This is a genomic window from Nocardioides sp. Leaf285, assembly GCF_001422955.1.
Classification (GTDB): Bacteria; Actinomycetota; Actinomycetes; order Propionibacteriales; family Nocardioidaceae; genus Nocardioides; species Nocardioides kribbensis.
Genome location: NZ_LMNH01000003.1, coordinates 335,830 through 361,638, shown reverse-complemented (window position 1 = coordinate 361,638; position 25,809 = coordinate 335,830). Strand labels below are relative to the sequence as shown.

Annotated in this window: 19 protein-coding genes; 6 read left to right on the top strand and 13 right to left on the bottom strand. The window is 73.7% G+C overall.

Annotated elements, in window-relative coordinates:
• Positions 1 to 62 precede the first annotated feature (62 nt).
• The 5 genes from ASF47_RS10060 to ASF47_RS10040 all read right to left on the bottom strand — a co-directional run bounded on the left by ASF47_RS10060 (position 63) and on the right by ASF47_RS10040 (position 7,607).
• On the bottom strand, positions 63 to 1,169 hold the full coding sequence (locus ASF47_RS10060) for a BMP family lipoprotein (protein ID WP_056863869.1): 1,107 nt from the start codon (positions 1,167 to 1,169) through the stop codon (positions 63 to 65).
• A gap of 110 nt (positions 1,170 to 1,279) precedes the next feature.
• On the bottom strand, positions 1,280 to 2,494 hold the full coding sequence (locus tag ASF47_RS10055) for an amidohydrolase (RefSeq protein ID WP_056863868.1): 1,215 nt from the start codon (positions 2,492 to 2,494) through the stop codon (positions 1,280 to 1,282).
• Between the two features lie 15 nt (positions 2,495 to 2,509).
• Positions 2,510 to 3,571 carry a methylmalonyl Co-A mutase-associated GTPase MeaB gene (meaB, locus tag ASF47_RS10050; protein WP_056863867.1) on the bottom strand — a complete coding sequence of 354 codons (1,062 nt, stop codon included), beginning with the start codon at positions 3,569 to 3,571 and terminating at the stop codon, positions 2,510 to 2,512.
• 11 nt (positions 3,572 to 3,582) lie between these two features.
• Positions 3,583 to 5,760 carry a methylmalonyl-CoA mutase gene (gene scpA / locus ASF47_RS10045; protein ID WP_056863866.1) on the bottom strand — a complete coding sequence of 726 codons (2,178 nt, stop codon included), beginning with the start codon at positions 5,758 to 5,760 and terminating at the stop codon, positions 3,583 to 3,585.
• Positions 5,757 to 7,607 (bottom strand): methylmalonyl-CoA mutase family protein, encoded by a 1,851-nt coding sequence (locus tag ASF47_RS10040; RefSeq protein WP_056863865.1) that lies wholly within the window; start codon positions 7,605 to 7,607, stop codon positions 5,757 to 5,759. The genes scpA and ASF47_RS10040 overlap by 4 nt, the downstream gene beginning before the upstream one ends.
• Positions 7,608 to 7,745: 138 nt before the next feature.
• On the opposite strand from ASF47_RS10040, the gene ASF47_RS10035 reads away from it, so the two are divergent.
• From ASF47_RS10035 to ASF47_RS10020, 4 genes are all read left to right on the top strand, one after another.
• Complete coding sequence (locus ASF47_RS10035; protein ID WP_056863864.1) at positions 7,746 to 8,819, top strand: glycosyltransferase; 1,074 nt, start codon at positions 7,746 to 7,748, stop codon at positions 8,817 to 8,819.
• Positions 8,820 to 8,934: 115 nt separating this feature from the next.
• Positions 8,935 to 9,633 carry a succinate dehydrogenase cytochrome b subunit gene (locus ASF47_RS10030; RefSeq protein ID WP_056863863.1) on the top strand — a complete coding sequence of 233 codons (699 nt, stop codon included), beginning with the start codon at positions 8,935 to 8,937 and terminating at the stop codon, positions 9,631 to 9,633.
• A gap of 13 nt (positions 9,634 to 9,646) precedes the next feature.
• On the top strand, positions 9,647 to 11,656 hold the full coding sequence (locus ASF47_RS10025) for a fumarate reductase/succinate dehydrogenase flavoprotein subunit (protein WP_056863862.1): 2,010 nt from the start codon (positions 9,647 to 9,649) through the stop codon (positions 11,654 to 11,656).
• A complete protein-coding gene (locus ASF47_RS10020; RefSeq protein ID WP_056863861.1) occupies positions 11,653 to 12,396 on the top strand; it encodes a succinate dehydrogenase/fumarate reductase iron-sulfur subunit in 744 nt (247 codons plus the stop codon). Before ASF47_RS10025 ends, ASF47_RS10020 begins: the two co-directional genes overlap by 4 nt.
• A 91-nt stretch (positions 12,397 to 12,487) precedes the next feature.
• Here ASF47_RS10020 and ASF47_RS10015 read toward each other — a convergent pair whose 3' ends face one another.
• From ASF47_RS10015 to trpS, 4 genes are read right to left on the bottom strand one after another with little or no spacing between them, the layout of a single operon-like run.
• Positions 12,488 to 12,715, bottom strand: coding sequence for an SCO4848 family membrane protein (locus ASF47_RS10015; protein ID WP_056863860.1), 228 nt, complete (start codon positions 12,713 to 12,715; stop codon positions 12,488 to 12,490).
• Entirely contained in the window at positions 12,712 to 13,779 is a 1,068-nt protein-coding gene (locus tag ASF47_RS10010) for a YihY/virulence factor BrkB family protein (protein WP_056863859.1), read from the bottom strand. The genes ASF47_RS10015 and ASF47_RS10010 overlap by 4 nt, the downstream gene beginning before the upstream one ends.
• Positions 13,779 to 14,306 (bottom strand): 2'-5' RNA ligase family protein, encoded by a 528-nt coding sequence (locus tag ASF47_RS10005; protein WP_056863858.1) that lies wholly within the window; start codon positions 14,304 to 14,306, stop codon positions 13,779 to 13,781. Before ASF47_RS10005 ends, ASF47_RS10010 begins: the two co-directional genes overlap by 1 nt.
• Before the next feature lie 9 nt (positions 14,307 to 14,315).
• On the bottom strand, positions 14,316 to 15,374 hold the full coding sequence (gene trpS / locus ASF47_RS10000) for a tryptophan--tRNA ligase (protein WP_056863857.1): 1,059 nt from the start codon (positions 15,372 to 15,374) through the stop codon (positions 14,316 to 14,318).
• 90 nt (positions 15,375 to 15,464) lie between these two features.
• Between trpS and ASF47_RS09995 the strand changes: the two genes are divergently transcribed.
• Positions 15,465 to 16,583, top strand: a complete 1,119-nt coding sequence (locus tag ASF47_RS09995; protein WP_056863856.1) for a GNAT family N-acetyltransferase — start codon at positions 15,465 to 15,467, stop codon at positions 16,581 to 16,583.
• Here ASF47_RS09995 and ASF47_RS09990 read toward each other — a convergent pair.
• From ASF47_RS09990 to ASF47_RS09975, 4 genes are all read right to left on the bottom strand, one after another.
• Positions 16,556 to 17,821, bottom strand: coding sequence for an MFS transporter (locus tag ASF47_RS09990; RefSeq protein ID WP_056863855.1), 1,266 nt, complete (start codon positions 17,819 to 17,821; stop codon positions 16,556 to 16,558). The two genes, ASF47_RS09995 and ASF47_RS09990, sit on opposite strands and share 28 nt — an antisense overlap.
• A 130-nt stretch (positions 17,822 to 17,951) precedes the next feature.
• Positions 17,952 to 18,425 (bottom strand): hypothetical protein, encoded by a 474-nt coding sequence (locus tag ASF47_RS09985; RefSeq protein WP_056863854.1) that lies wholly within the window; start codon positions 18,423 to 18,425, stop codon positions 17,952 to 17,954.
• A gap of 77 nt (positions 18,426 to 18,502) precedes the next feature.
• Positions 18,503 to 22,135, bottom strand: coding sequence for an ATP-binding cassette domain-containing protein (locus ASF47_RS09980; protein ID WP_056863853.1), 3,633 nt, complete (start codon positions 22,133 to 22,135; stop codon positions 18,503 to 18,505).
• 123 nt (positions 22,136 to 22,258) lie between these two features.
• Positions 22,259 to 24,472 (bottom strand): NADP-dependent isocitrate dehydrogenase, encoded by a 2,214-nt coding sequence (locus ASF47_RS09975; protein ID WP_056863852.1) that lies wholly within the window; start codon positions 24,470 to 24,472, stop codon positions 22,259 to 22,261.
• Positions 24,473 to 24,652: 180 nt separating this feature from the next.
• Here ASF47_RS09975 and ASF47_RS20650 point away from each other — a divergent pair, with 180 nt between their 5' ends.
• Positions 24,653 to 25,801 carry an MIP family channel protein gene (locus tag ASF47_RS20650; RefSeq protein WP_082500190.1) on the top strand — a complete coding sequence of 383 codons (1,149 nt, stop codon included), beginning with the start codon at positions 24,653 to 24,655 and terminating at the stop codon, positions 25,799 to 25,801.
• Positions 25,802 to 25,809 lie beyond the last annotated feature (8 nt).

Genomic DNA, 25,809 nt, shown 5'->3' with positions numbered 1-25,809 from the left:
TGCTGGTTCTAGTGCTGTGCTGCTGGTGGTGCCGGTCGGCCGGATCGGCCGGGGGCGGCGTGTCAGCCGACGGTGATCTCGCCGTCGATGATCTGCTGCTTGAGGTCCTCGATGTTGGCCTGGAGCTCCTCGTCGACGTCGTCGCTGAACGGGGCGAGCTTGACGCCCTCGTTCTCCAGCGTGCCGACGTAGACCTCGTTGGAGAACTCGTCCTCGGCGGAGGCGAGCACGGCGTCCTGCACGGCGACGTCCATGCCCTTCATGACCGAGGTCAGCAGCACGTCGCAGTACTCCTCGGCCGAGACGCAGCCGTCGGTGTCGACCCAGATCGCCTTGACGTCGTTGTCCTGGGCGGCCTGCAGGCCACCGAGGCCCGCGGGGCCGGCGACCGGGAAGATGACGTCGGCGCCCTGGTTGATCATCTCGGTGGCCGTCGACTGGCCGAGGTTCTTGTCCTCGAAGTCGTTGGTGAAGGAGCCCTCGGCGGACTCGGGGTCCCAGCCGATGACCTGCACGTCGGAGCCGGTGTCCTCGTTGTAGCGCTCGACGCCCTGCACGAAGCCGGTCATGAAGATGGTGACCGTGGGGATGTTCAGGCCGCCGAAGGTGCCGACGACGCCGGACTCCGAGGAGGCCGCGGCGGTGTAGCCGGCCAGGAAGGAGGGCTCGGCGGTGTTGAAGGTGAGGCCCTTGACGTTGGCCGGGGCGGTGTTGTCGCCCTTGTCGTCGGTGTAGGCGAAATCGACGATGGAGAAGTCGACGTCCTTGTTCTTCTTCGCGGCGGCCAGGGTGGAGTCGCCGAGGAGGAAGCCGACCGTGGTGATCGAGTTGCAGCCCTGGCTGACCAGCTCGTTGATGTTGTCGTTGAACTCGGAGGGGTCGTTCGACTCGATGTCGGCCTCCTGCATCCCGTAGGCCTCGACCGCGTCGCGCAGGCCCTGGCGGGAGGTCTGGTTGAACGACTTGTCGTCGAAGCCGCCCGAGTCGGAGACCATGCAGGCCTTGAAGTCGGGGAACTGCTGGCTCGGGTCGGCCGAGGCCGACTCCGAGGTGCTCTCGGACGGCGTCGACGCGGGGTCCTCGCCGGCGTCGGTCTCGCGCTCGCCGCACGCGGACAGGGACAGGGCGACCATGGTGGCCACCGCAGCGATTCGGGCCGTCTTCTTCACGGCGATCCTCCTGGGTTCGTGACTGGCACCCCGCAGCGCGGGGCACATCGCGTCACCCTAGGTGGGCCCGGACGCCTTGTGCGCCCCGCGAGCCGAATTTCGTGAGGTTGTTACCTGTCGGTGACCAAGCTGCGCACCGCGGCCTCCGCGAGCATCGTCGCGCCGACCCCGATCGCCCGCTCGTCGACCTGGAGGTTGCCCTGGTGCAGGTCGTAGGTGGGCCCGCCCGGGGTGCGCGTGCCGAGGCGCAGCATGGCGCCCGGGACACGGTCGAGGTACCACCCGAAGTCCTCGCCGCCCAGGCTCTGCGGCGCCAGCACCTCCGCCTCGGGGCCGAGGACGTCGTGCACCGCCCCGGTGAGCACGTGGTGGGCCGAGGCCTCGTTGACCACCGGGGGCACGCCCCGCTGGTAGTCGAGGTCGGCGGTGACGCCGTAGGGCCGCACGACGTCGTGGACGACCTCGCGCACCAGCTTCTCGCAGTCGGCCCAGGCCACGGCGTCGCGGATGCGGATGGTGCCGGCCACCAGACCGCGCCCCGGGATGACGTTGGCGGCCGAGCCGGCGTTGACGATGCCCCACACCACGCTGACCCCGGCGCGCGGGTCGAGGCGGCGCGAGAGGATCGCGGGCAGCTCGGTGACGATCTTGGCCAGGGCGAAGGTCAGGTCGCCGGTCAGGTGGGGGCGCGAGGTGTGCCCGCCGGTGCCGCGCAGCCGGATCTCCACCTTGTCGGTGGCGCTGGTCAGCGCCCCGAGGCGCAGCCCGACCTGCCCCACGTCGACGGCGGGGTCGCAGTGCAGGGCGAAGGCGCGCGAGAGGCCGTCGAGGCGGCCCAGCTTCATCAGGTGCAGCGCTCCCCCGGGCATGACCTCCTCGGCCGGCTGGAAGAACAGCCTCACCCGTCCGGGCAGCAGTCCCGCACGGTGCACCTCGGCCAGCGCGAGCGCGGCGCCGACCAGCGAGGTCGTGTGCACGTCGTGGCCGCAGGCGTGGGCCACGCCCGGTGTCGTGCTGGCCCAGTCGTGGCCGGTGTCCTCCTGCACGGGCAGCGCGTCGAGGTCGGCGCGCAGGCCCACCGCGGGCTCCCCGTCGTCGGGCCCGAGCTCGGCGACCAGGCCGGTCTGCGGCAGCAGCTCGACCTCCCAGCCGGCGGCCGCGACCCGCGCCGCGACGACCTCGGTCGTGCGCGTCTCGGCCCACGACAGCTCGGGGTGGGCGTGCAGGTCGCGGCGCAGGGCGACGAGCGCGTCACGGTGGGCGGCGACGGAGGCGGCGATCACCGCTGACGCGGTCGTGGGAGCAGTGGGGCCGTCGGAGGACATCGGGTGCAGGCTAGTTCACCGGGCGTCGGTGCCCGGCGGGTGTCCGCCCGTCCCGTGCCGGTCGTCGTCCCGGCCGTCGCGGTCGCCGTCGTACGCCGCGAGCAGCCGGTCGGCGGCCACGGTGGCGGGCAGCTCGCCCGCGAGCACCTGGGCGCGGACCTCGGCGCGGAGGGCGCGCACGCCGGGCGAGAGCCGCAGCCGCTGGTCGAGCTCGTCGCGCACCATCGCCCAGGTGAAGTCGAGCTGCTGCTCGGCGCGCTTGGTCGCCAGCCCCGCCTCGCCGAGGTGCGCGCGGTGGTCGAGCACCCGCTCCCACAGGTCGTCGACGCCGGTGCCCTCCAGCGCCGAGCAGGTCACCACCGGTGGGGCCCACTCGCCCCGGCCGCGCACCATGCGCAGCGCGCCGGCGAGGTCGCGGGCGGCGGCGCGGGCCTCCTGCTCGCGGTCGCCGTCGGCCTTGTTGACCGCGATGACGTCGGCGATCTCGAGGATCCCCTTCTTGATGCCCTGGAGCTGGTCGCCGGTGCGGGCGAGGGTGAGGAAGAGGAACGTGTCGACCATGCCGGCCACGGTGACCTCCGACTGCCCCACGCCGACGGTCTCGACCAGCACCACGTCGTGGCCGGAGGCCTCGAGCACCGCCATGGCCTGCACCGTGGCCCGGGCGACGCCGCCGAGGGTGCCCGCCGAGGGCGAGGGCCGGATGAAGGCGGCCGGGTCGGTGGCCAGGCGGCCCATCCGGGTCTTGTCGCCGAGCACCGAGCCGCCCGTGCGCACCGAGGACGGGTCGACGGCGAGCACGCCGACGCGGTGGCCGGCGGCGGTCAGCCGGGTGCCGAGGGCCTCGATGAAGGTCGACTTGCCGACGCCGGGCACCCCGGAGACGCCCACCCGCACCACGCCCGCCCCGGCGCCGCCCGCCGGGTCGCCGGAGCCCTCGGCCAGCGCGGTCAGCAGCTCGCGCGCCTGGCGGCGGTGCTGCGGGCGCGAGCTCTCGACCAGCGTGATCGCCTGCGACACCGCGGCGCGCCGCTGGGCCCGGACGCCCTCGACGAGGGCCTCGACGTCGACGGGCACGGGGCCCGGCCTCAGTGACCCAGCTGCTCGCGCAGCCGGGCCAGCAGGTCGAGGGCCGACTCGGCGATGACGGTGCCGGGCAGGAACACCGCGGCCGCACCCATCTCCTGCAGCGTGGGCACGTCGTCGGGCGGGATCACGCCCCCGATCACCACCATGATGTCGGGCCGCCCCTGCTCGGCCAGCGCCTCGCGCAGCGCCGGGAGCAGGGTGAGGTGGCCGGCGGCCAGCGAGCTGACGCCGACGATGTGCACGTCGGCGTCCACGGCCTGCTGGGCGACCTCCTCGGGGGTGGAGAACAGCGGCCCCACGTCGACGTCGAAGCCCATGTCGGCGAAGGCCGAGACGATCACCTTCTGGCCGCGATCGTGACCGTCCTGGCCCATCTTGGCCACCAGGATGCGCGGGCGGCGGCCCTCGGCCTCCTCGAAGTCGGCGGTCGCGTCGAGCACCTGCTGCACCTTGCCGGCGCCCGGCCCGTCGCCACTGCCCGACTCGTCCCTGAACACGCCGGAGATCGTACGGATGACCGCCTGGTGGCGCCCGTAGACCTTCTCCAGCGCGTCGGAGATCTCCCCGACGGTGGCCTTGGCGCGCGCGGCGTCGACGGCCAGCGCGAGCAGGTTGCCGTCGAGGGAGCCGTCGGTGGTCGGGCACTGCTCGGCCGAGCGGGTCAGCGCCGCGAGGGTGCGCTCGACCTCCTCGTCGTCGCGCTCGGCGCGCAGCCGCTCGAGCTTGGCGATCTGCTGGCGGTAGACGTCGTCGTTGTCGACGCGCAGCACGTCGAGCCTGTCCTCCGCGGCCAGGCGGTAGGTGTTGACGCCGATGACCTTCTGCGCCCCGGAGTCGATGCGCGCCTGCGTGCGGGCGGCCGCCTCCTCGATGCGCATCTTGGGGATGCCCTGCTCGATGGCCTTCGCCATGCCCCCGGCGCGCTCGGCCTCCTGGATGTGGGCCCACGCCTTCTCGGCTAGGTCGTGGGTGAGCCGCTCGATGTAGTAGGAGCCCGCCCAGGGGTCGATCGTGCCCGTCGTGCCGCTCTCCTGCTGCAACAGCAGCTGGGTGTTGCGCGCGATGCGGGCCGAGAAGTCGGTGGGCAGCGCGATCGCCTCGTCGAGGGCGTTGGTGTGCAGCGACTGGGTGTGGCCCTGGGTGGCGGCCATCGCCTCGATGCAGGTGCGCTGGACGTTGTTGTAGACGTCCTGGGCGGTCAGCGACCAGCCGCTGGTCTGGCTGTGGGTGCGCAGGCTCAGCGACTTGGGGTTCTGCGGGTCGAACTGCCGCACCAGCCGGGCCCACAGCGCGCGGGCCGCGCGCAGCTTGGCCACCTCCATCGAGAAGTTCATCCCGATGGCCCAGAAGAACGACAGCCGCGGCGCGAACTGGTCGATGGTCATGCCGGTGCCGAGCCCGGCGCGGATGTACTCGACGCCGTCGGCGAGGGTGTAGGCCAGCTCGAGGTCGGCGGTCGCCCCGGCCTCCTGGATGTGGTAGCCGGAGATCGAGATCGAGTTGAAGCGCGGCATGCGGGCCGAGGTGTAGCTGAAGATGTCGGAGATGATCCGCATCGACGGCGCCGGCGGGTAGATGTAGGTGTTGCGGACCATGAACTCCTTGAGGATGTCGTTCTGGATGGTCCCCGCGAGCTGCTCCGGCGCCACCCCCTGCTCCTCGGCGGCGGCGATGTAGAGCGCCAGCACGGGCAGGACGGCGCCGTTCATGGTCATCGACACCGACATCTCGTCGAGCGGGATCCCGTCGAAGAGGGTGCGGGTGTCGTAGATGGAGTCGATGGCCACGCCCGCCATGCCCACGTCACCGCGCACGCGCGGGTGGTCGGAGTCGTAGCCGCGATGGGTGGCCAGGTCGAAGGCGACCGAGAGCCCCTTCTGGCCGGCCGCGAGGTTGCGCCGGTAGAACGCGTTGGACTCCTCGGCGGTCGAGAAGCCGGCGTACTGGCGCACGGTCCAGGGCTGGGTGGTGTACATCGTCGGGTAGGGCCCGCGCAGGAACGGGCTCAGTCCGGGGTAGGTGTCGAGGGCGTCGAGGCCCTCGAGGTCGGCCTCGGTGTACTGCGACCGGATCTCGATGCCTTCGGGCGAGGTCCAGGGCCGCGCCTCGGGCTGCGGCGCGCTCGTGGTGCCACGGCCGCTGAGCGGCAGGCCGGCGAAGCTGGTCGGGACGGTCATGCGAGCTGCTCCCTCGTGCGGGTCAGGAAGGACAGGGCGTCGACGCCGAGCGCGCAGGCGTCGTCGGTGCCGTCGAGGGGCTTGCCGGCCACCACGACGTGGCGCGCGCCGGCCTCGCGCAGGGCGCGGGCCGCGGCGGTGCCCCAGGCGGCGTAGGTCGCGTCGCTGCCGGCGAGCACCGCCACCCGCTGCCCGTCGTACGCCGAGAGCAGCGCATCGACGTCGGCGGTGGCCCCGGCGACGTCGACGCCGATGCCGCCCGCGGCGAGCAGGTTGGTGGCGAAGGTGGCCCGCGCGGTGTGCGAGGCCACCGACCCGAGGGTCGCCAGGAAGGCCCGGGCCGTCGGCGGGTCGTCGCGCAGCGCCTCGAAGGCCGCGCCGTAGGGGCGCACGCCGACCCAGCCCGACGCGGAGTCGGGGGTGACCGGCTCGCGCTCGGGCAGGACCTCGTCGACCTGGGGGAACTCGGTGAGCCCGGTGAGGGGTCGCCGGCGGCGGGCGACCTCGTCGTCGCGGCGCTCGACGGTCCGTGCCACGCGGGCCAGCAGCGAGCCGTCGGCCAGGGCGGCCGCCGCGCCGCCGACCTCCTCGGTGCGGCCGAGCTCGGCCCAGCCGGCGACGGCGAGGTCGTCGGTGAGCTTCTCCACGGCGTAGGAGCCGCCGGCGGGGTCGGCGACGTGGGCGACGTGGGCCTCGTCGACGAGCAGCGCGGAGGTGTTGCGGGCGATGCGACGGCCCAGCGCCTCGGGGCGGCCCAACGGGCTGTCGAAGGGCAGCACGGTGACGGCCTCGGCCCCGCCGACGCCCGCGGCGAACGCCGCCACCGTGGTGCGCAGCATGTTCACGTAGGGGTCGTAGCGGCTCATCATCGGCCGGCTGGTCACGACGTGCTGGCGCTGGGCCAGCCGCACCCGCTCCTCGTCGGTGACGCCGCTGAGCTCCAGCACCCGCGCCCAGAGCCGGCGGGCCGCGCGCAGCTTGGCGATGGTGGCGAACTGGTCGTCGGTGGCGGCGTAGCGCACCTCGACCAGGCCGGCGGCCTCGGCGACGGTGAGGCCCGCCCCGGTGAGCGCCCGCAGGTAGGCCGCGGCCACGGCCATCGACCAGCCGAGCTCCTGGGCGTCGGAGGCGCCGCGGTCGTGGACGGCGGTGGCGTCGACGACCACGCCGAGCAGCCCGCGCTCGTGGGCGGCACGGGCCACGGCGACCAGGGGGGCGAGGTCCACCTCGCCGGCTGGGCCGGCGCCCGGGCCGATGCCGTGGCGCAGGGCCGCGCCGAGGGGGTCGGCGCCGAGGTTGGTGCCCGCGGCGAGCTCACGCTCGCCGGCGTGGGCGAGGAAGCCCTCGGCCAGCGCCTGCTGCGCCGCCGCGTCGCCGCGGGCCTCCAGCACGACGGGCGCGAGGTCGAGCAGCACGCCGTCGAGGGCGGTGGCGAGATCGGCGTCGGGCGCCGCGCACAGCCACAGCGAGGTCACGCCTCCCTCGAGGTCGACCAGGAGGGTCTCGTTGGCCACCCTGGCGTCGGCGCCGGCGGGCAGGTCGAGGTGGGCGCGCACGTCCCAGTCCCCGGCGCGCTGCGGGCGGCCCTCGGTCCGGAGCCCCTCGAGCAGGTCGGAGGTGCCGAGCGGGGTGACCGCGATGTCGTCGAGGGTGGTGCGGGTCAGCCGCTCCCACACGAGCGCGTCGGGGTCGTCCTCGCCGAGGCGACGAGCCTTGCGCAGCACGCCGGCCGCGGCCCTCTCCCAGTCGGCGCGGTCCCACCGGTCGCCGGCGTCGGCCAGGTCGAGCGCGCCCTGCTCGGGCTCGAGCTCCGCGGGCTCCTCGAGACCGCCTTCGACTTCAGTCATGGCGGCACCCTAGGGACGCGACGTGACGGCGGCCACCGAGTGTGACCTTTTCGACCCCGACCCGTCCCCGGGGCGGTGTTCACCGTCAGGCCGCGCGCCCGTCGCGGTGCCGTCGTCCGGCGGGCCCACCGTGGGCGCATGCGGATCGCCGTGGTCTCCGAGTCCTTCCTGCCCGCCGTCGACGGCACCACCACGACGGTCAGGGCGGTGGTCGACCGTCTGGTCGACCGTGGCCACCAGGTGGTGGTGGTCGCGAGCGGGCCGGGGCTCACCACCTACCGCGGCGCCCGGGTCGTGCGCACCAGCGCGCTGACCAGGCCGGGCGGCCAGGTCCGGGCCGCCCTCGACGCGTTCGCGCCCGACGTCGTGCAGGTCACGGGGCCGGGCACGATCGGCCGCAAGGCGCTCAAGCACACCCACCGCACCGGCGTGCCCTCCCTGGTCGTGCAGCAGGCCCCGCCGCGCGACCTGACCTGGGAGCGCTGGCGCAGCACGGTCGTCGAGCGCACCGACCACCTCGTCGTCACCGCCCCCTGGCTGGCCGACCGCTTCTCCTCCCTCGGCGTCACCGCCGGCACGTGGCTGCCGGGGGTCGACGCCCGCGCCTACACCCCGGCCCTGCGCGACCCGTGGCTGCACGACCACTGGGCGCGGGCGCGCTCGGCCCGCGGCCCCCTGGTGGTGGTCGGCTACGTCGGCAGCCTGCACAAGCGCCACGGGGTGCGGCGGCTGGCCGAGCTGGCCGACGTGCCGGGCATCCGCCCCGTCGTCATCGGCACCGGGCCGCAGGAGGACTGGCTGCGCGAGCGACTGCCCGCGGCCAAGGTCACCGGCGCACTGTCGACCGGCGACCTCACCGTGGCGCTGGCCTCCCTCGACGTCCTGGTGCACCCCGGCGAGGAGGAGACCTGCTGCCACGCGCTGCGCGAGGGCGCCGCGAGCGCGCTGCCCCTGGTGGCGCCGCGCAGCGGGGGCGCCCGCGACCTCGTGCTGCCGCTGGAGACCGGCCTGCTCTACGACCCCGACCGTCCCGGGGCCCTGGCCCGCGCGGTGGCGGCGGTGGCCGCCGACCCGCGGCGCGCCCTGCTCGGCCACCGGGGCCGCGAGCTCGCGCTGGACCGCTCGTGGACCGACGCCGCCGACGAGCTCCTCGGCCACCTGGACCGCCTGGCCCGGGGTCATGCGGGCGCCCGCCCCGCGCACGGGCTCTGAACCCGCCCTGAGCGGCGCCTGAGCCGGTCCTGAGGGCCGGCGGGTCTCGTCGACGGGGGATATGTCACACGCCACGATGGAACTCACCCCCCAGATGGGGGGTAGCGTTTGTGATGTGGCAACCCCGACTCTCGTCAGAGGAGCGCGCGCTTCGCGCTCGACGATCACGCTGAAGATCCTGATGGCCGCCAGCGGGCTGGTGTTCATCGGATTCGTCCTCGCGCACATGTACGGCAACCTCAAGGCCTTCGGTGGCGAGGAGTCGTTCAACGAGTACGCCGAGCACCTGCGCACCATCGGGGAGCCCCTGCTCCCCGAGAGCGGCCTGCTGTGGATCCTGCGTCTCGGCCTCATCGCTGCGCTCGTGGTCCACGTGGCCTCGGCGTTCGCGCTGTGGAAGCGCGCCAGCGACGCCCGGCCGGTGAAGTACCAGGTCGCCAAGCGCCGCAACTCCTCGCTGTCCTCGCGGACCATGCGCTGGGGCGGCCTGACGATCCTGGCGTTCCTCGTGTGGCACCTGCTGAACTTCTCGATCGTCAAGATCAACCCGGCCGGCGGGGAGACCAACAACCCCTACCAGCTGATGGTCGACACCTTCGACCTGTGGTGGATGACGCTCATCTACCTGGTCGCGATGGCCGCGCTGGCGATGCACCTGCACCACGGCACCTTCAGCGCGATGCAGACCCTCGGCTTCACCCAGACCGTCGCCGCCCGCTCCCGGGCACGCCTGGCCGGCTGGGTCGTCGCCGTGGTCGTCGCCGGCGGATTCTCGCTGGTCCCCCTGTTCACCCTCTTCGGCGTCATCGAGTAAAGGGAGCCCCTCCATGGCAACCACCGACACGTACCTCAACCAGCCGTCGCAGCAGCAGTCCGACGACGCCCACGGCTACTACACGCCCGGTGCGCCGCTCGTCGACGAGAAGGCCCCGACCGGCCCCATCGCGATGCGCTGGACCAACCGCAAGTTCTCCAACGCGCTGGTCAACCCCGCCAACCGGCGCAAGCTCAACATCATCATCGTCGGCACCGGGCTCGCCGGCGGCGCGGCCGCGGCCACGCTCGGCGAGGCCGGCTACAACGTGAAGTCCTTCTGCTACCAGGACTCCCCGCGCCGGGCGCACTCCATCGCCGCGCAGGGCGGCATCAACGCCGCGAAGAACTACAAGGAGGACGGCGACTCCGTCCACCGCCTCTTCTACGACACCGTCAAGGGCGGCGACTACCGCTCGCGCGAGTCGAACGTCTACCGCCTGGCCGAGGTCAGCACCAACATCATCGACCAGTGCGTCGCCCAGGGCGTGCCCTTCGCCCGTGAGTACGGCGGCCTGCTCGACAACCGCTCCTTCGGCGGCGTGCAGGTCTCGCGCACCTTCTACGCCCGAGGCCAGACCGGCCAGCAGCTGCTCATCGGCGCCTACCAGGCCCTGGAGCGCCAGGTCGCCGCCGGCACCGTCACCACCTTCACCCGCCACGAGATGCTCGAGCTGGTCATGGTCGACGGCAAGGCCCGCGGCATCATCGCCCGCGACATGGCCACCGGCGAGATCGAGACCCACCTCGCCGACGCGGTCGTGCTCGCCTCCGGCGGCTACGGCAACGTCTTCTTCCTCTCCACCAACGCCATGGGCTGCAACGTCACCGCGACGTGGCGGGCCCACCGCAAGGGCGCCTACATGGCCAACCCCTGCTACACCCAGATCCACCCGACCTGCATCCCGGTCTCGGGCGAGCACCAGTCGAAGCTGACCCTGATGTCGGAGTCGCTGCGCAACGACGGCCGCATCTGGGTGCCCAAGAAGGCCGAGGACTGCGACAAGGACCCGCGCGACATCCCCGAGGAGGACCGCGACTACTACCTCGAGCGGATCTACCCCTCCTTCGGCAACCTCGTGCCCCGCGACATCGCCTCGCGCCAGGCCAAGAACGTCTGCGACGAGGGCCGCGGCGTCGGCCCGATGGTCGGCGACTTCCGCCGCGGCGTCTACCTCGACTTCTCCGACGCCATCGCGCGTCTGGGCAAGGACGGCATCGAGGCCAAGTACGACAACCTCTTCGACATGTACGAGCGGATCACGGGTGAGAACCCCTACGAGGTCCCGATGCGGATCTACCCCGCCGTGCACTACGTCATGGGCGGTCTGTGGGTCGACTACGACCTCCAGTCCAACCTCGAGGGGCTCTTCGTCACCGGCGAGGCCAACTTCTCCGACCACGGCGCCAACCGCCTCGGCGCCTCGGCGCTGATGCAGGGCCTGGCCGACGGCTACTTCGTGCTGCCCAACACCATCCGCGACTACCTCGCCCACGCGCCCTTCGCGCCGATCGACGAGTCGCACCCGGCGGTGGCCGAGGCCAAGAAGTCCGTCGAGGACCGGATCGCGAAGCTGCTCTCCATCCAGGGCACCCGCTCGGCCGACAGCTACCACAAGGAGCTGGGCCACATCATGTGGGAGTACTGCGGCATGGAGCGCTCCGAGCCCGGGCTGCGCAAGGCGATCGACATGATCCGCGAGCTCAAGGCCGACTTCTGGAGCAACCTCAAGGTGCTCGGCACCGCCGACAGCCTCAACCAGAGCCTCGAGAAGGCCGGCCGCGTCGCCGACTTCATCGAGCTCGGCGAGCTCATGTGCATCGACGCCCTCAACCGCCGCGAGTCCTGCGGCGGCCACTTCCGCGCCGAGTCGCAGACCGACGAGGGCGAGGCGCTGCGCCACGACGACGAGTTCGCCTACGTCGCGGCCTGGGAGTTCGGCGGCGACGCCGGCCAGCCGGTGCTGCACAAGGAAGACCTTCTCTACACGGCCATCGAGATGAAGCAGCGGAGCTACAAGTGAACCTGACCCTCAACATCTGGCGGCAGGCCAACCCCACCGCCGCCGGCGCCATGCACCAGTACCACGTGCAGGACATCTCCGAGGACATGAGCTTCCTGGAGATGCTCGACGTGCTCAACGAGCAGCTCAACGAGCAGGGCGAGGACCCGGTCGCCTTCGACCACGACTGCCGTGAGGGCATCTGCGGCTCGTGCGACCTGATGATCGACGGTCAGGCCCACGGCCCCGAGGTCACCACGACCTGCCAGCTGCACATGCGGTCCTTCAAGGACGGCCAGGAGATCACCATCGAGCCCTGGCGTGCCAGCGCCTTCCCGGTGATCAAGGACCTGATCGTCGACCGCTCGGCCTTCGACCGGATCATCCAGGCCGGCGGCTACGTGTCGGTCAACACCGGCGCCGCGCCCGACGCCCACGCCACCCCGGTGCCGCAGGCCGACGCGCTCAAGGCCTTCAACGTCGCCACCTGCATCGGCTGCGGCGCCTGCGTCGCCGCCTGCCCCAACGGGTCGGCCTCGCTCTTCATGGGCGCCAAGATCACCCACCTCGGCCGACTCCCCCAGGGCCAGCCCGAGCGCGACGAGCGCGTGGTCAACATGGTCGCCCAGCACGACCACGAGGGCTTCGGCGGCTGCACCAACATCGGCGAGTGCACCGCGGCGTGCCCCAAGGAGATCCCGCTCGACGTGATCTCCCAGCTCAACCGCGACCTGCGCACGGCGATCCGCAACGGCCACTGAGAGCACCACCGAGTCCCCCGCACCACCACACGAAGGGCCCCGACCGCGAGCGGTCGGGGCCCTTCGTCGTGGGCGGGTGCCGTCCTGCCGGTCAGTCCTGGGCGCGGGCCCGCAGCGCCTTCAGGCCGAGGCGGCCCAGCACGACGGCGATGACCAGGTTGACCACGATCAGCACGGTGTGGGCCACCCAGTAGCCGGTCGGGCGGTCCTCCCCCGAGGCGTGCGCCGACCACAGGTTGCGGGTGAACATCGCGTAGGTCACGACGTTCCACACCGCCACCCCCACCAGCAGCCAGGCGTGCTTGCGCTCGAACCTCATCGGTCCTCCCCCTTGGTCGTCCTGAGCACGACGGCGAGCGCCGCCGCGCCGGTGGCGGCCCCGGCCACGAAGGGCCGGACCCGCGAGCCCGCCGCCTCACCGGCGGCGCGGGCGGTGCCGTCGAGCGCTCCCCCGGACGCCAGCGGCGGGCCCTGCACCGGGTCGGCCGGCTCGGCGACCCGGGCGGCGCGCGCGGCGCGCGTGGTGAAGGCGAAGGCCGCGGCGTAGAGCACGAGGCGGGAGAAGTAGTTGATCCACACCAGCAGGATCAGCGCGATCCCGAAGGCCTGGGCCGCCGGCTGCTCGCGGGTGGCGGCGAGCAGCACCCCGGAGAGCTGCTTGAGGGCCTCGAAGACCACGGCGCCGAGCAGCGCCCCCTGCCACAGCGAGCGGGCGGGCACGTGGGGCTCGGCCAGCAGCCGGAACATCGCGTAGAACAGCACCGTGTTGGCGGCCAGGCCGAAGACCACCGTGAGCAGCCGCACCAGCCACGACAGTTCCTCGCCCAGGCCGAGGGCGTCGAGGATGACGGTCGAGAACGCGCTCACCAGGCCGGCCACGGCCACCGAGAGCAGGAGCACCGACCCCAGCACCACCAGGGTCACGAGGTCGCGCAGCTTGCCGACCACGAAGTTGGGCAGCTCGCGGGTGGGGGTCTCGAAGACGACCAGGAGGGCGTCGCGCAGGGCGGAGAGCCACCCGAGGCCCGAGTAGAGGACGCCCGCCAGGCCGATGACGGCGGCCCAGCCGGAGAAGGTGCGGATGTCGGCCAGCGAGACCTGGCCCTCGTCCTGGCCGATCAGCCCGGGCAGCAGCTGGTCGATCGCCTCGCGCAGGTCCTGGTTGGCCCCGGGGTAGACCTGGGAGACGTAGCCGACGACGAAGAGGGCCAGGGCCAGGATCGGGAAGACCGAGAGGAACCCGAAGTACGTGACGGCGCCGGCCTGCTGGCCGGCCTTGACCGCGCCGTAGTGCTCCTGCATGAGCAGGACGTGGTCGACGCCCGGGCGCCGCCGGCGCAGCCCTCGCAAGGCGTCCTGGGCCCGCTGCACGACGGAGGCCATCAGCGGGCCTGCGCGCCGGCGCCGAGCACGAACTCGTGGCGCGGGCGCCAGCCGTGGGCCTCGTCGTGGACGTAGAGGTGGAAGTCGGTCACGTCGAAGGTGCACTCGAAGTCGGCGAGCTCGGCGAAGGCGCGGTCGAGCCGCTCGTCGTCGAGGTGGTGGGCGATCGTGACGTGGGGGTGGTAGGGGAAGCTCAGGTCGACGTCGAGCGGCCCCCGGCGCACGGCCTCGGCCAGCTGCTCGCACTGCGAGATCCCCTCGGCGAGCATCACGAACACGACCGGGGAGACGGGGCGGAAGGTGCCCGTGCCCCGCAGGTGCACCCGGAAGCCGTCGAGACCGTCGGCCACCGAGCGCAGGTGGTCGGAGACCTGCTCGAGCTCACCGTCGACGATGTCGGTCGGCGGCACGAGCGTGATGTGGGTCGGGATCATGGCCGCGGTGGCGTCACCGACGGAGGCCCGGTAGTCCTGGAGCTCGCTGGCCCAGGGCTCCGGGATCGCCACCGCCACGCCGATCGTGATCACGGTGCGACCCTAGCGGGACGGGGCGACGAACCCGACCCGCTGGTAGACGTCGCGCAGGGTCGCCTCGGCGACCTCCGCCGCCTGCTGGCGGCCCTGCTCGAGCACGGCGCTGAGGTGGGCCTGGTCGTCGAGCAGCTCCAGGGTGCGCTCGCGGAAGGGCGTCACGAAGTCGACCACCACCTCGGCCAGGTCCTTCTTGAGGTCGCCGTAGCCGCGCCCGGCGTACTGCTCCTCCAGGGCGGAGACCGCCTCACCGGTGAGGGCGGAGTAGATCGTGAGCAGGTTGCTGACGCCGGCCTTCTCCTCGGGGTCGAAGCGGACCTCGGAGCCGGAGTCGGTCACGGCCGAGCGGATCTTCTTCGCGCTCACCCTGGGGTCGTCGAGCATCTCCACGATGCCGGCCGGCGAGGACGCCGACTTCGACATCTTCGCGGTGGGGTCCTGCAGGTCGGCGATCTTGGCCGTGGCCTTGAGGATGTAGGGCTCGGGCAGCCGGAAGGTCTTCTTGTAGCGGTGGTTGAAGCGCTGCGCGAGGTCGCGGGTCAGCTCGAGGTGCTGGCGCTGGTCCTCGCCCACCGGCACGTAGTGGGGGCGGTAGAGCAGGATGTCGGCGGCCTGCAGCACGGGGTAGGTGAACAGGCCGACCGACGCGGCCCCCTCCCCCGCCTTGGCCGACTTGTCCTTGAACTGCGTCATCCGCCGCGCCTCGCCGAAGCCGGTGAGGCACTGCAGCACCCAGCCGAGCTGGGCGTGCTCGGGCACCTGGCTCTGCACGAAGATCGCCGAGCGGGCCGGGTCGACGCCCATGGCCAGCAGCTGGGCCGCCGCGCGCAGGCACCGCTCGCGCAGCACCTTGGGGTCCTGCTCGACGGTGATCGCGTGCAGGTCGGCGATGAAGAAGAACGGCTGGTGGTCGCGCTGGAGGTCGACCCACTGCCGGGTCGCGCCGAGGTAGTTGCCGAAGTGGAAGGAGTCGGCGGTCGGCTGGATCCCGGAGAGGACCCGGGGGCGCGCGCCCCCGGTGGGGGCGCTGGGGACGGCGACGTCCGGCTCGGTCGTGGCGGGCATGGGCCCATTCTCCCCGACGCCGAGCCGGGTCCTCCCCCGGCCCCACAACCCGGTTGCCCCGGCGCCGGCCCGCTTGGCAGGGTGCGCGCCATGACCCCGCCACCACCGCCGAGCGCCGCCCCCGTCCTCACCTCGCACGACGGTGGCCGGACCGTGGTGCTGCGGGGCCACCGCCCCGAGGACGCGCAGGGCTGCCTCGAGCAGTGCCAGGACCCCCTCACCCAGCGCTGGACCACCGTGCCGGTGCCCTACACCCGCGAGCTGGCCGAGGACTTCGTGGGCCGCGTCATGCCCGCCGGCTGGGCCGACGGCAGCGAGTGGGGCTTCGTCGTCGAGGTCGACGGCAGGTACGCCGGCAGCGCGTCGCTGCGCCCGGAGGGCAGCGACCGCGCCGAGATCGCCTACGCCGCCCACCCGTGGGTGCGCGGCACAGAAGCCGTCGAGCAGGCGCTGCGGGTGCTCCTCGACTGGGGCTTCGAGCAGCAGGGCCTGCGCACGGTCGTCTGGTGGGCCGAGCGCGGCAACTGGGCCTCGCGCAAGACCGCGTGGCGCCTGGGCTTCGAGGTCGACGGCTCGCTGCGGGCGTGGCTGCCCCAGCGCGGCGAGCTCCACGACGCCTGGGTCGGCACGCTGCGCAGCACCGACCCGCGCCGGCCGCGCACCCGCTGGCTGGAGGTGCCGACACTGGAGGCCGACGGGCTGCTGCTGCGGCCGTGGCGCGACACCGACGTCGCGCGGGTCGTCGAGGCGTGCAGCGACCCCGAGAGCCAGCGTTGGCTCGGGCAGCTGCCCGCGCCCTACACCGACCACGACGCGCGGGCCTGGCTCGAGGACGTCACCGAGCGGCTCGCCACCGGCAGCGCGGTGAACTGGGCCGTGGTCGACCCCGGCGCGCCCGACCGCGCACTGGCCTCGGTCGGGTGGTTCGGGCTCACGCCGTACGTCACCTGCGAGATCGGCTACTGGACCCACCCCGACGCCCGCGGCCGGGGCGTCGCGACCCGGGCGCTGCGCGCCGTGGCGCGTCACGCCTTCGACGACCTGGTGGTGCGCCGGGTCAGCTGCGGCGCGGCCGCCGGCAACACCGCCTCGCGGCGGGTGATCGAGCGGGCCGGGTTCACCGCCTACGGCGTCGAGCGGCTCGGCGCCCTCGTGCGCGACGGGCGGGCCGACCTCGTCCTCTACGACCGGCTGGACACCGGGGCGTAGGAGCGCTCCTCGCCGGCACCCACGTCGACGGGGGTGCGGCGCGCGCCGCGCTTGTCGTGCCAGGAGGCGAGCAGCAGGATCGCCACGCCCAGCACCGAGAGCGCCGCACCGACTAGCGCGGGCGCGCGGTAGCCGTAGCCGGCCGCGATGACCACGCCGCCCAGCCAGGCGCCCAGGGCGTTGGCGGCGTTGAGGGCCGCGTGGTTCATCGCCGCGCCCAGGGTGACGGCGTCGCCGGCCACGTCCATGAGCCGCAGCTGGAGGTTGACGACGAGGATCGAGCCGACGGCGGTGATGAGGAAGACCACGGGCAGCAGGAACCACCCGTAGGGGGCCACGGCCCAGAAGGCCAGCATCAGCACGCCCGAGCCGACGCCCGAGACGATCAGCGAGCGGAACACCGACCACGAGGCCAGCTCGCCCGCCACCCAGGTGCCGGCGACCATGCCGAGGCCGAAGGCCAGCAGGAAGACCGGCACGGTGCCCGAGCCGAGCATCGCGACGTCGGTCACGGTGGTGGCGATGTAGGAGTAGACCGCGAACATGCCGCCGAAGCCGATCGCCCCGGCCGCCATGGTCAGCCAGACCTGGCTGGAGCCGAAGAACTCGCGCGCCTCCTTGGCGCCGGTGGCCTCCGGGTCGCCCGGGCGGGAGGGCACGAAGGCGAGGACGAGGGCCATGGTGAGGGCGGCGATGACCGCGGTGCCGACGTAGGCCGCGCGCCAGCCGAGGTTCTGCCCCACGAAGGTCGCGGCGGGCACGCCCACCACGTTGGCCACCGAGAGGCCCAGCATCACCGCGGCCACCGCCCGGCCGCGCTTGTCGGGGGCCGCGAGCTCGGCCGCGACCAGCGAGGCGACGCCGAAGTAGGCGCCGTGGGGCAGACCGTCGAGGAAGCGGGCGGCGGTGAGCATGCCGTAGCCGGTCGCGAGGGCGCTGAGCACGTTGAAGAGGGCGTAGGCGCCCATCAGTCCCACCAGCAGGCCGCGCCGGGGCAGCCGCGCGGCGAAGAACGACAGGACCGGCACCCCGGCGACCACGCCCAGGGCGTAGGCGGAGATCACGTGGCCCGCGGTGGGCTCGGAGACGCCGATGCCCTCCGCGATCTGGGGCAGCAGGCCCATGGTCACGAACTCGGTCGTGCCGATCGCGAAGCCGCCGAGGGCCAGCGCCAGCACGGCCAGCGCGTAGCGCGGGTGGGCGCCGGTGCGCTCGGGGGCGGGAGCGGGGGTCGTCATGGGGAGAGCCTTCGATCGATCCAAGTCGGGGGTGACGCCATGCTCCAACCCCGGCGGCGCCCGCGGCTATTCCTGGGACGCCGATCGCCGCGGATCGTGAGAGGTCTCACGCCGGGAGGCGCCCCCGGCCTCAGCAGACCTCGCGCAGCCCCTGGACGGCCTCGCTGAGCCGCTCACGCTCGCGCTGCACCGCGGCGCGGTCCACGGGCGTGCCCTCGGCGTGCTGCTCGGCCTCGGCGGCCAGCCCGTCGAGGGCCGTGCGGGCCTCCTCCAGGCGCGCCCTGGTCTCCCCGCCGAGGTTGTCCTCGGCCGCGGCGAGGGTGTCGCGCAGCGCCGTCAGCTCCCGCTCGGCGGCGGCGGGGTCGGCGCCGATCCGGTCGGCCACCGCGCCGGCCTGGTCGGCGACCTGCCCCATCGCCTCCCGCGCCACCGAGCAGGCGGCGTCACCCGCGGCGTCGGAGGCCGCGTCGCGCACCTGCTCCTCGGAGCAGGCGGTCAGCGAGGCCGCGAGCACGCAGCCGGCCAGGAGAGCGGGCAGACGGCTGGGCAGACGGCTGGGCAGACGGCTGGGCAGACGGTCGGCTGCGCGGACGGTACGACGCACGGGGGCTCCTCGACGGGCGGGACGGGCGGAGCCACCAGCGTGCCAGACCTGCGGGGACCCAGCCGGCCGCCGCCGGTTCAGCCGGCCAGGTGGGCCCAGCGCGACGACAGCTCGCGCCACGGGCCCACCTCGGCCACCTCCCCGTCGAGCAGCACGACCACGCGGTCGGCCTCGGCCAGGGCGGCCTGCTTGGAGGTGGCGCCCAGCACGGTCGTGCCGCGACCGCGCAGGGCGGTCCACAGCTCGATCTCGGTGGCGGCGTCGAGGGCGCTGGAGACGTCGTCGGCCAGCAGCAGCTCGGTGTCGGCGGCCAGCGCCCGGGCCAGGGCCAGGCGCTGGACCTGACCGCCGGAGAGGCGCACCCCGCGGTGGCCGACCACGGCGTGCGGGCCGCCGGCCTCGTCGACGTCGGCCTGCAGCCGCGCGTCGACGACGGCGCGGTCGAGACCGCGGGCGTGGCCCAGCCGCACGTTGTCGTCGAAGGTGCCCGAGAGCACCCGCGGCACCTGGGCGACGTGCGCGACCTGCCCCGGTCGCAGGAACAGCTGCGGGTCGTCGACCTCCACGTCGTTCCACCGGATCGACCCGGTGTGGGAGACGAGCCCGGCCAGCGCGGCGAGCAGGCTGGACTTGCCCGAGCCCACCTGCCCGAGCACCAGCACCAGCTCGCCGGCCTCGACGGTCAGGTCGACCCCCACGACGCCCCGGGTGCCGTCGTCGTGCACGGCGTCGACGCCGCGCAGCTCGAGACGGCGCAGTGGCACGCGGTCGCTGGGGGCGGGCTCGGGAGCGGCGCCGGCGACGAGGTCGACGCCGGGGGGCAGGTCCATCAGGTCGACGCCGCCGGCGAGCCGGCTGGTCGCCTGCTGCCAGGCCCGGGTGCCGGGGGCCTCGGTGATGACCGACCCGGCCACCCGGCCGAACCAGTCGAAGCCGTTGACGGCGTTGGCGACCAGCAGTGCGGTGGCGAGGTCCCAGCCACCCGCGACGAGCACGGCCCAGGCGGCCACGACGCCGCACTGCACCATGACCACCGGCACGCCGTCGAGCACGGCCTGCACCCGGTGCTCGCGCACCGCCGCCTCGACGCGTCCGCCGTCGACGTGGCGCAGGTGGGCGTGCACGGCCGGGGTCGCCGCGGCGAGCTTGACCGTGCGGCTCGACTCCAGGGCCGAGACCAGGGAGCGGCCGAAGCGGGCCCGCGCCGCCGAGGACGCGGCCGCGGAGCGCCCGGCGATCGGGCGACCGACCGAGGAGGCCAGCGCCGAGGCCACCATCACCGCGAGCAGCACCGCGCCCGCCAGCAGGCTGCCGGAGAGCAGGGTGGTGACGACGATGATGATCAGGCCGTTGACGAAGTCGACCCACCGGTCGGCGTAGCGCGCGAAACGGTCGGCGTCCATGGCGCGGGCCACCACCTCCCCGGGCGGGGTGCGGGTGAGGCGCTCCTGGCCGGTCTGCCCGACCAGCACCGCCATGCGCACCCGGAGCATGACCTCGATCCACCAGCGGGGGTAGCGGCGGAAGGCCTCGGCCAGCATGAGCGGCGCGACCATGAGGGCCGCCACGAGCACCACCGTCAGGCCCACGGTCGTGCCCGTCGTCGCGTCGCCCTGCTCGAGGCCCTGGACCAGGCGGCCCCACACGAAGCCGGTGGCCGCACCGTAGGCCCCCGTCAGGGAGGCCAGCAGGAAGAGGGCCGCACCGACCAGGCCCCACGCGGGGCGGATCGCCAGGGCGTGCCTGATGCCGCCGGCCAGGCTGCGCCCGCCCCCGACCTCGGGCAGCGCGGGCGGCGGGCCGCTGCGCCGACGCCCGCCCACCGCGGTCGCGACCGGCGGCGCCGCCTCCCCCGACGTGCCTGCCTCTCCCGGCCCACCCGGCTGCTCCGGCTGCTCCGGCTGCCCCGGCTGCCCCGGCTGCCCCGGCTGCCCCGACTGCCCCGACTGCCCCGACTGCAAGGCGTCCTCGCCGCCGGCGTCGAGCAGGGTGCGGAAGCGACCCGGGCCGGCGGCCAGCACGGCGCGGGGGCCCTGCTCGACCACGCGGCCCGCCTCCAGGACGGCCACGAGGTCGGCACGGGCGGTGGTGGAGAGACGGTGGGCGACGAGCAGGCCCGTGCGGTCGGCCAGCAGCCGGTCGGCGGCCCGGACGACGAGCGACTCGGTGAGCGGGTCCATGCGGGCGGTGGCCTCGTCGAGCACGACCACGGCCACGTCGCGCACGAGCAGCCGGGCGAAGGCGACCAGCTGCTCCTCCCCCGCCGACAGGGTCGTGCCGCCGGGTCCCAGCGCGGTGTCGAGACCGTCGGGCAGCCCCGCGACCCACGGCTCGAGGCCCAGCTCGGCGATCGCCGCCTCGATCCGCGCGCGGGGCACGTCGGAGAAGAGCGCGACGTTCTGGGCCAGGGTGCCGGCCAGGATCTCGGTGCGCTGGGTGACCACGCCGACCGCGGCGCGCAGCTGCTGCAGGTCGAGGTCGAGCACGTCGACACCCCCGAGCAGGACCGTGCCCGGCTCGGGGTCGACCGCGCGCGAGACGAGCGCCGCCAGCGTCGACTTGCCCGACCCGGTGCGCCCCACCAGGGCGCACGTGCGGCCCGCCGGCACGCGCAGGTCGACCTCGCGCAGGGCGAAGGAGCCCTCGGCGTAGGAGAAGTGCAGGTCGCGCAGCTCGAGGTCGAGGCGCCCGGTCGGCACCGGGGCGCCGCCGACCGGCTCCGGCTCGGTGTCGAGCAGCTGGCGCAGCCGCATCAGGGCGCCGAGTCCGGCCTGGAGGTCGGGCAGGTGCTGGGCCAGGGTGGCGATCTGACCGGTGAAGCGGGTCGTGACCAGGAAGAGGGTGACGAGGCTGGCGACCGACAGCCCGCCGTCGACCACCAGGGCCACGCCCACCACGCCCGTGGCGGCGAGCAGCGCGTGCAGCAGGACGCCGGCGCGCCGTGCCACGCGGGTCTCCACCTGGAGCACCCGGTCGAGGCGCTCGTGCACCCGCGCCGAGAGCTCGGCGCAGCGGCGCACGACGTGGGCCTGGCCCAGGCTGGTGCGCAGGTCGTCGCGCCCGGCGACCCCCTCCTCCATCGCCGCGGCCTGGTCGGTCCACGCGATCTCCTCGACGACCTTGCGCCGCGAGACCTCGGGCAGCAGCGGACGGACCACGAGCACCGCGGCCACCGCGAAGAGCGGGAAGAGCAGCCAGGCGGGCCACCAGGTGAGCCCGGCCACGACCCACAGCGGCACCACGCCGAAGGCGGTCTGCAGCGCGTCCCACACCTGGCGGCGCACGAGGGTGCCGACCTCGTGGGTGTCGTCGTCGACGCGGTCGAGCACCTCGCCGACCGCCTGCTCCGAGAGCAGGGCCAGCGGCTGGTGCAGCGCCGCGTCGAGCAGGTCGGCGCGCAGCGCGCCCTCGGCGCGGTCGACCACCCCGGCCCACAGGGTGCGCCCGACGGCGTCGAGCAGGGCCGCGCCAACCACGCAGAGCGCGAGCGCCCCCACGAGGGCGACGACGGGGTCGGCGGCGAGCCGACCGGCCACCACGGTGCCGAGGGTCTGGCCGAGGGCCGCCAGGACCGAGGCGGTCAGGGCCACGGTGGCGACCGGGCCCCGCAGGCGACGCCAGTCGACGCGGCGGGAGGGGTCGGAGGTCGAGGGCCTCGTCGGTGCGGACGGGGTGGTGGTGTCGCGCTCGGCGAGGCTGGTCCTGGTCATCGCCCCGCACGCTACGCGCCGGCACCGACGCCGATCGACCGGTTTTCCCGCGACGCACGACCGGGCCGGCCCCGTCGTACGACAGGACCGGCCCGGCCGGTGGAGCGCGGGTGCGGCGGGACGTCAGGCCAGGGTGGCCAGCGCGTCGTTCAGGGTCTGCGACGGGCGCATGACGGCGTCGGCCTTGGCCGCGTCGGGGCGGTAGTAGCCCCCGATGTCGGCCGGGCTGCCCTGCACGGCGTTGAGCTCGCCGACGATGGTGTCCTCGGCGTCGGCCAGCGTGGTGGCCAGCGCGGTGAACCTCTCGGCCAGGTCGGCGTCGTCGGTCTGCGCGGCCAGCTCCTGGGCCCAGTAGAGGGCCAGGTAGAAGTGCGAGCCGCGGTTGTCGATGCCGCCGATGCGGCGGGTGGGCGACTTGTCCTCGTTGAGGAAGGTGCCGGTGGCGCGGTCGAGGGTGTCGGCCAGCACCTGCGCGCGGGCGTTGTCGGCGTAGCCGGCCAGGTGCTCGAAGGAGGCGGCCAGGGCGAAGAACTCCCCGAGGCTGTCCCAGCGCAGGTAGTTCTCCTTGACCAGCTGCTGCACGTGCTTGGGGGCGGAGCCGCCGGCGCCGGTCTCGAAGAGGCCGCCGCCGTTCATCAGGGGCACGACCGAGAGCATCTTGGCCGACGTGCCGAGCTCGAGGATCGGGAAGAGGTCGGTGTTGTAGTCGCGCAGCACGTTGCCGGTCACCGAGATGGTGTCCTCGCCGCGGCGGATGCGCTCCAGGGAGTACGCCGTGGCCTCGGCGGGCGCCATGATCTCGATGGTCAGGCCGTCGGTGTCGTGCTCGGGGAGGTACTCGCGCACCTTGGCGATGAGGTTGGCGTCGTGGGCACGCTGCTCGTCGAGCCAGAAGATCGCGGGGGCGCCGGTGGCGCGGGCGCGGGTGACGGCGAGCTTGACCCAGTCGCGGATCGGGGCGTCCTTGGTCTGGCAGGCACGCCAGATGTCGCCCGGCTCGACGGTGTGCTCGATGAGGGTCGCGCCCGAGCCGTCGACCACGCGCACGGTGCCGGCGGCCGGCACCTCGAAGGTCTTGTCGTGCGAGCCGTACTCCTCGGCGGCCTTGGCCATCAGGCCGACGTTGGGCACCGAGCCCATGGTCGCCGGGTCGAAGGCGCCGTGGGCGCGGCAGTCGTCGATGACGGTCTGGTAGACGCCGGCGTAGGAGGAGTCGGGGATCACGGCGAGCGTGTCGGCCTCCTCGCCGTCGGGGCCCCACATGTGGCCCGAGGTGCGGATCATGGCCGGCATCGAGGCGTCGATGATCACGTCGGAGGGCACGTGCAGGTTGGTGATGCCCTTGTCGGAGTCGACCATGGCCAGCTTCGGGCCGTCGGCCAGGCCGGCCTCGACCGCGGCCTTGACGGCGTCGCCGTCGGGGAGGTCGGCCACGGCCGACATCAGGGCGCCGAGCCCGTCGTTGGGCGAGATGCCGGCGGCGGCGAGCTGCTCGCCGTACTGCTCGAAGAGCGTGGGGAAGAAGGCCTGCACGACGTGGCCGAAGATGATCGGGTCGGAGACCTTCATCATCGTGGCCTTGAGGTGGGCGGAGAAGAGCACGTCGTCGGCCTTGGCCCGCGCGATCTGCTCGGTGAGGAAGCGCCGCAGGGCCGCGACGTTCATGAACGTGCCGTCGACGACCTCGCCGGCCAGCACCGGCACCGACTCCTTGAGGACCGTCACGGTGCCGTCGGCGGCGACGTGCTCGATGCGCAGGGTGTCGTCGGCCTCGATGACCACCGACTTCTCGTTGGAGAAGAAGTCGTCCTTGCCCATGGTGGCGACGTTGGTGCGCGAGTCCTCGCTCCAGGCGCCCATGCGGTGCGGGTGGGCCTTGGCGTAGCCCTTCACCGAGGCGGGGGCGCGCCGGTCGGAGTTGCCCTCGCGCAGGACCGGGTTGACCGCGGAGCCCTTGGTCTTGTCGTAGCGGGCCCGGATCTCCCTCTCCTCGTCGGTCTGCGGGCTCTCCGGGTAGGCCGGCAGGTCGTAGCCCTGCTCCTGGAGCTCCTTGATGGCCGCCTTGAGCTGCGGCACCGAGGCCGACACGTTGGGCAGCTTGATGATGTTGGCCTCGGGCTTGGTGGCCAGCTCGCCGAGCTCGGCGAGGTGGTCGGCCACCCGCTGCTCCTCGGTCAGCCGCTCGGGGAACTGCGAGATGATGCGGCCGGCGAGGGAGATGTCACGCGTCTCGACCTCGACGCCCGCCTGAGCGGCGTAGGCCTGGATGATCGGAAGGAAGGAGTACGTCGCGAGCAGCGGCGCCTCGTCCGTGTGCGTGTAGATGATGGTGGCCATGGTGTGCGGCGACTCCTCAGGAGCTGGAAGAATTCTTGATGTCAAGATACCCGACGCGTCGGCGACCACGGGTCGCACCGTCCGGGCCCGCCCAGCCTGTCAGCCGTCGGCTGTCTAGTCACCCCGTCGGGGGTGCGCCGGCGGGTTTGGTCGGGTCGCCGCGGGGGGACGACTCCGGGCATGGCCACATCCCCTGATCCCACGTCCTCGGAGGCCGTCACCCCGGCGGCCACCGCACCCTCCGCCCCCGACGGCACCCCTGCCCAGAAGCTGGCCGCCGAGGCGCTCGGCACCGCCGTCCTCGTCCTGGTCGGCTGCGGCTCGCTCGTGCTGGCCTCCAGCAGCAGCGGGTTCGGCGACGCCAACATCCTCTCGGTGGGCCTCTCCTTCGGCCTCGCCGTCACCGTCATGGCCTACGCCGTGGGACGCGTCTCCGGCGGGCACTTCAACCCCGCCGTCTCCGTCGCGGCCGCGGTCAGCGGGCGGATGACGTGGGCCGAGGCCGGCCGCTACGCCGGCGCCCAGGTCGTCGGCGGCATCGTCGGCGCCCTCGTGCTGCTCGTGCTCGCGCTGGGCAACGACCGCTTCGAGGCCTTCGACACCAGCCTGGCCGCCAACAGCTGGGGCGACGACGGCACCGGCTACGCCCTCTGGGCGGCGCTGCTGGTCGAGATCGTGCTCACCGCGCTCTTCGTCTTCGTCATCCTCGCGGTCACCGACCGCCGCAGCAGCGTCAACGCCGCCTTCGCGCCGCTCGTCATCGGCCTGACCCTGGCGGTCATCCACTTCGTGGCCATCCCCCTGACCGGCACGTCGGTCAACCCCGCGCGCTCGATCGGGCCCGCGCTCTTCTCCGGGGTCGACCCGCTGCTGCAGCTGTGGGTCTTCATCGTGGCGCCCCTGCTCGGTGCCGTGGCCGGCGGCCTGGCCTACCCCGCGCTCTTCGGTCGCGACGCCGACCCGGTCGAGGGCTCGGGCCTGAGCTTCTCGCGCCCGGCCAGGGCCCAGCAGCCCGTCGCCCAGCAGGGCGGCCAGCAGGGCTGGTCCCAGGGCGCCCAGCAGGGCGGCTGGGCCCAGGGCGGCCAGCAGGGCCAGCAGGGCTGGGCGCCCGAGCCGGCGCCGATCATCCAGGACGGCTGGCAGTGGGACCCGGTCGCCGGGCAGTGGAAGCCGCTCGAGCAGCCCCAGGCGCCCCAGCAGACCGGCCAGCAGACCGGCCAGCAGGGCTGGGGGCCGACCACCGGGCAGACCGGGCAGACCGGTCAGACCGGTCAGGCCGGCGGGCAGTGGCCCGACGAGGGCGACGGCCGCACCCAGATCCGTCCCTGACCCACCTG

What these genes read in the sequence shown, in the direction of transcription:
- ASF47_RS10055 (WP_056863868.1), bottom strand. Translation starts at nt 2,494, where the DNA reads ATGTCCTCCGACGGCCCCACTGCTCCCACGACCGCGTCAGCGGTGATC.
- scpA (WP_056863866.1), bottom strand. Translation starts at nt 5,760, where the DNA reads ATGACCGTCCCGACCAGCTTCGCCGGCCTGCCGCTCAGCGGCCGTGGC.
- ASF47_RS10040 (WP_056863865.1), bottom strand. Translation starts at nt 7,607, where the DNA reads ATGACTGAAGTCGAAGGCGGTCTCGAGGAGCCCGCGGAGCTCGAGCCC.
- ASF47_RS10035 (WP_056863864.1), top strand. Translation starts at nt 7,746, where the DNA reads ATGCGGATCGCCGTGGTCTCCGAGTCCTTCCTGCCCGCCGTCGACGGC.
- ASF47_RS10025 (WP_056863862.1), top strand. Translation starts at nt 9,647, where the DNA reads ATGGCAACCACCGACACGTACCTCAACCAGCCGTCGCAGCAGCAGTCC.
- ASF47_RS10015 (WP_056863860.1), bottom strand. Translation starts at nt 12,715, where the DNA reads ATGAGGTTCGAGCGCAAGCACGCCTGGCTGCTGGTGGGGGTGGCGGTG.
- ASF47_RS10010 (WP_056863859.1), bottom strand. Translation starts at nt 13,779, where the DNA reads ATGGCCTCCGTCGTGCAGCGGGCCCAGGACGCCTTGCGAGGGCTGCGC.
- trpS (WP_056863857.1), bottom strand. Translation starts at nt 15,374, where the DNA reads ATGCCCGCCACGACCGAGCCGGACGTCGCCGTCCCCAGCGCCCCCACC.
- ASF47_RS09995 (WP_056863856.1), top strand. Translation starts at nt 15,465, where the DNA reads ATGACCCCGCCACCACCGCCGAGCGCCGCCCCCGTCCTCACCTCGCAC.
- ASF47_RS09990 (WP_056863855.1), bottom strand. Translation starts at nt 17,821, where the DNA reads ATGACGACCCCCGCTCCCGCCCCCGAGCGCACCGGCGCCCACCCGCGC.
- ASF47_RS09980 (WP_056863853.1), bottom strand. Translation starts at nt 22,135, where the DNA reads ATGACCAGGACCAGCCTCGCCGAGCGCGACACCACCACCCCGTCCGCA.
- ASF47_RS09975 (WP_056863852.1), bottom strand. Translation starts at nt 24,472, where the DNA reads ATGGCCACCATCATCTACACGCACACGGACGAGGCGCCGCTGCTCGCG.
- ASF47_RS20650 (WP_082500190.1), top strand. Translation starts at nt 24,653, where the DNA reads ATGGCCACATCCCCTGATCCCACGTCCTCGGAGGCCGTCACCCCGGCG.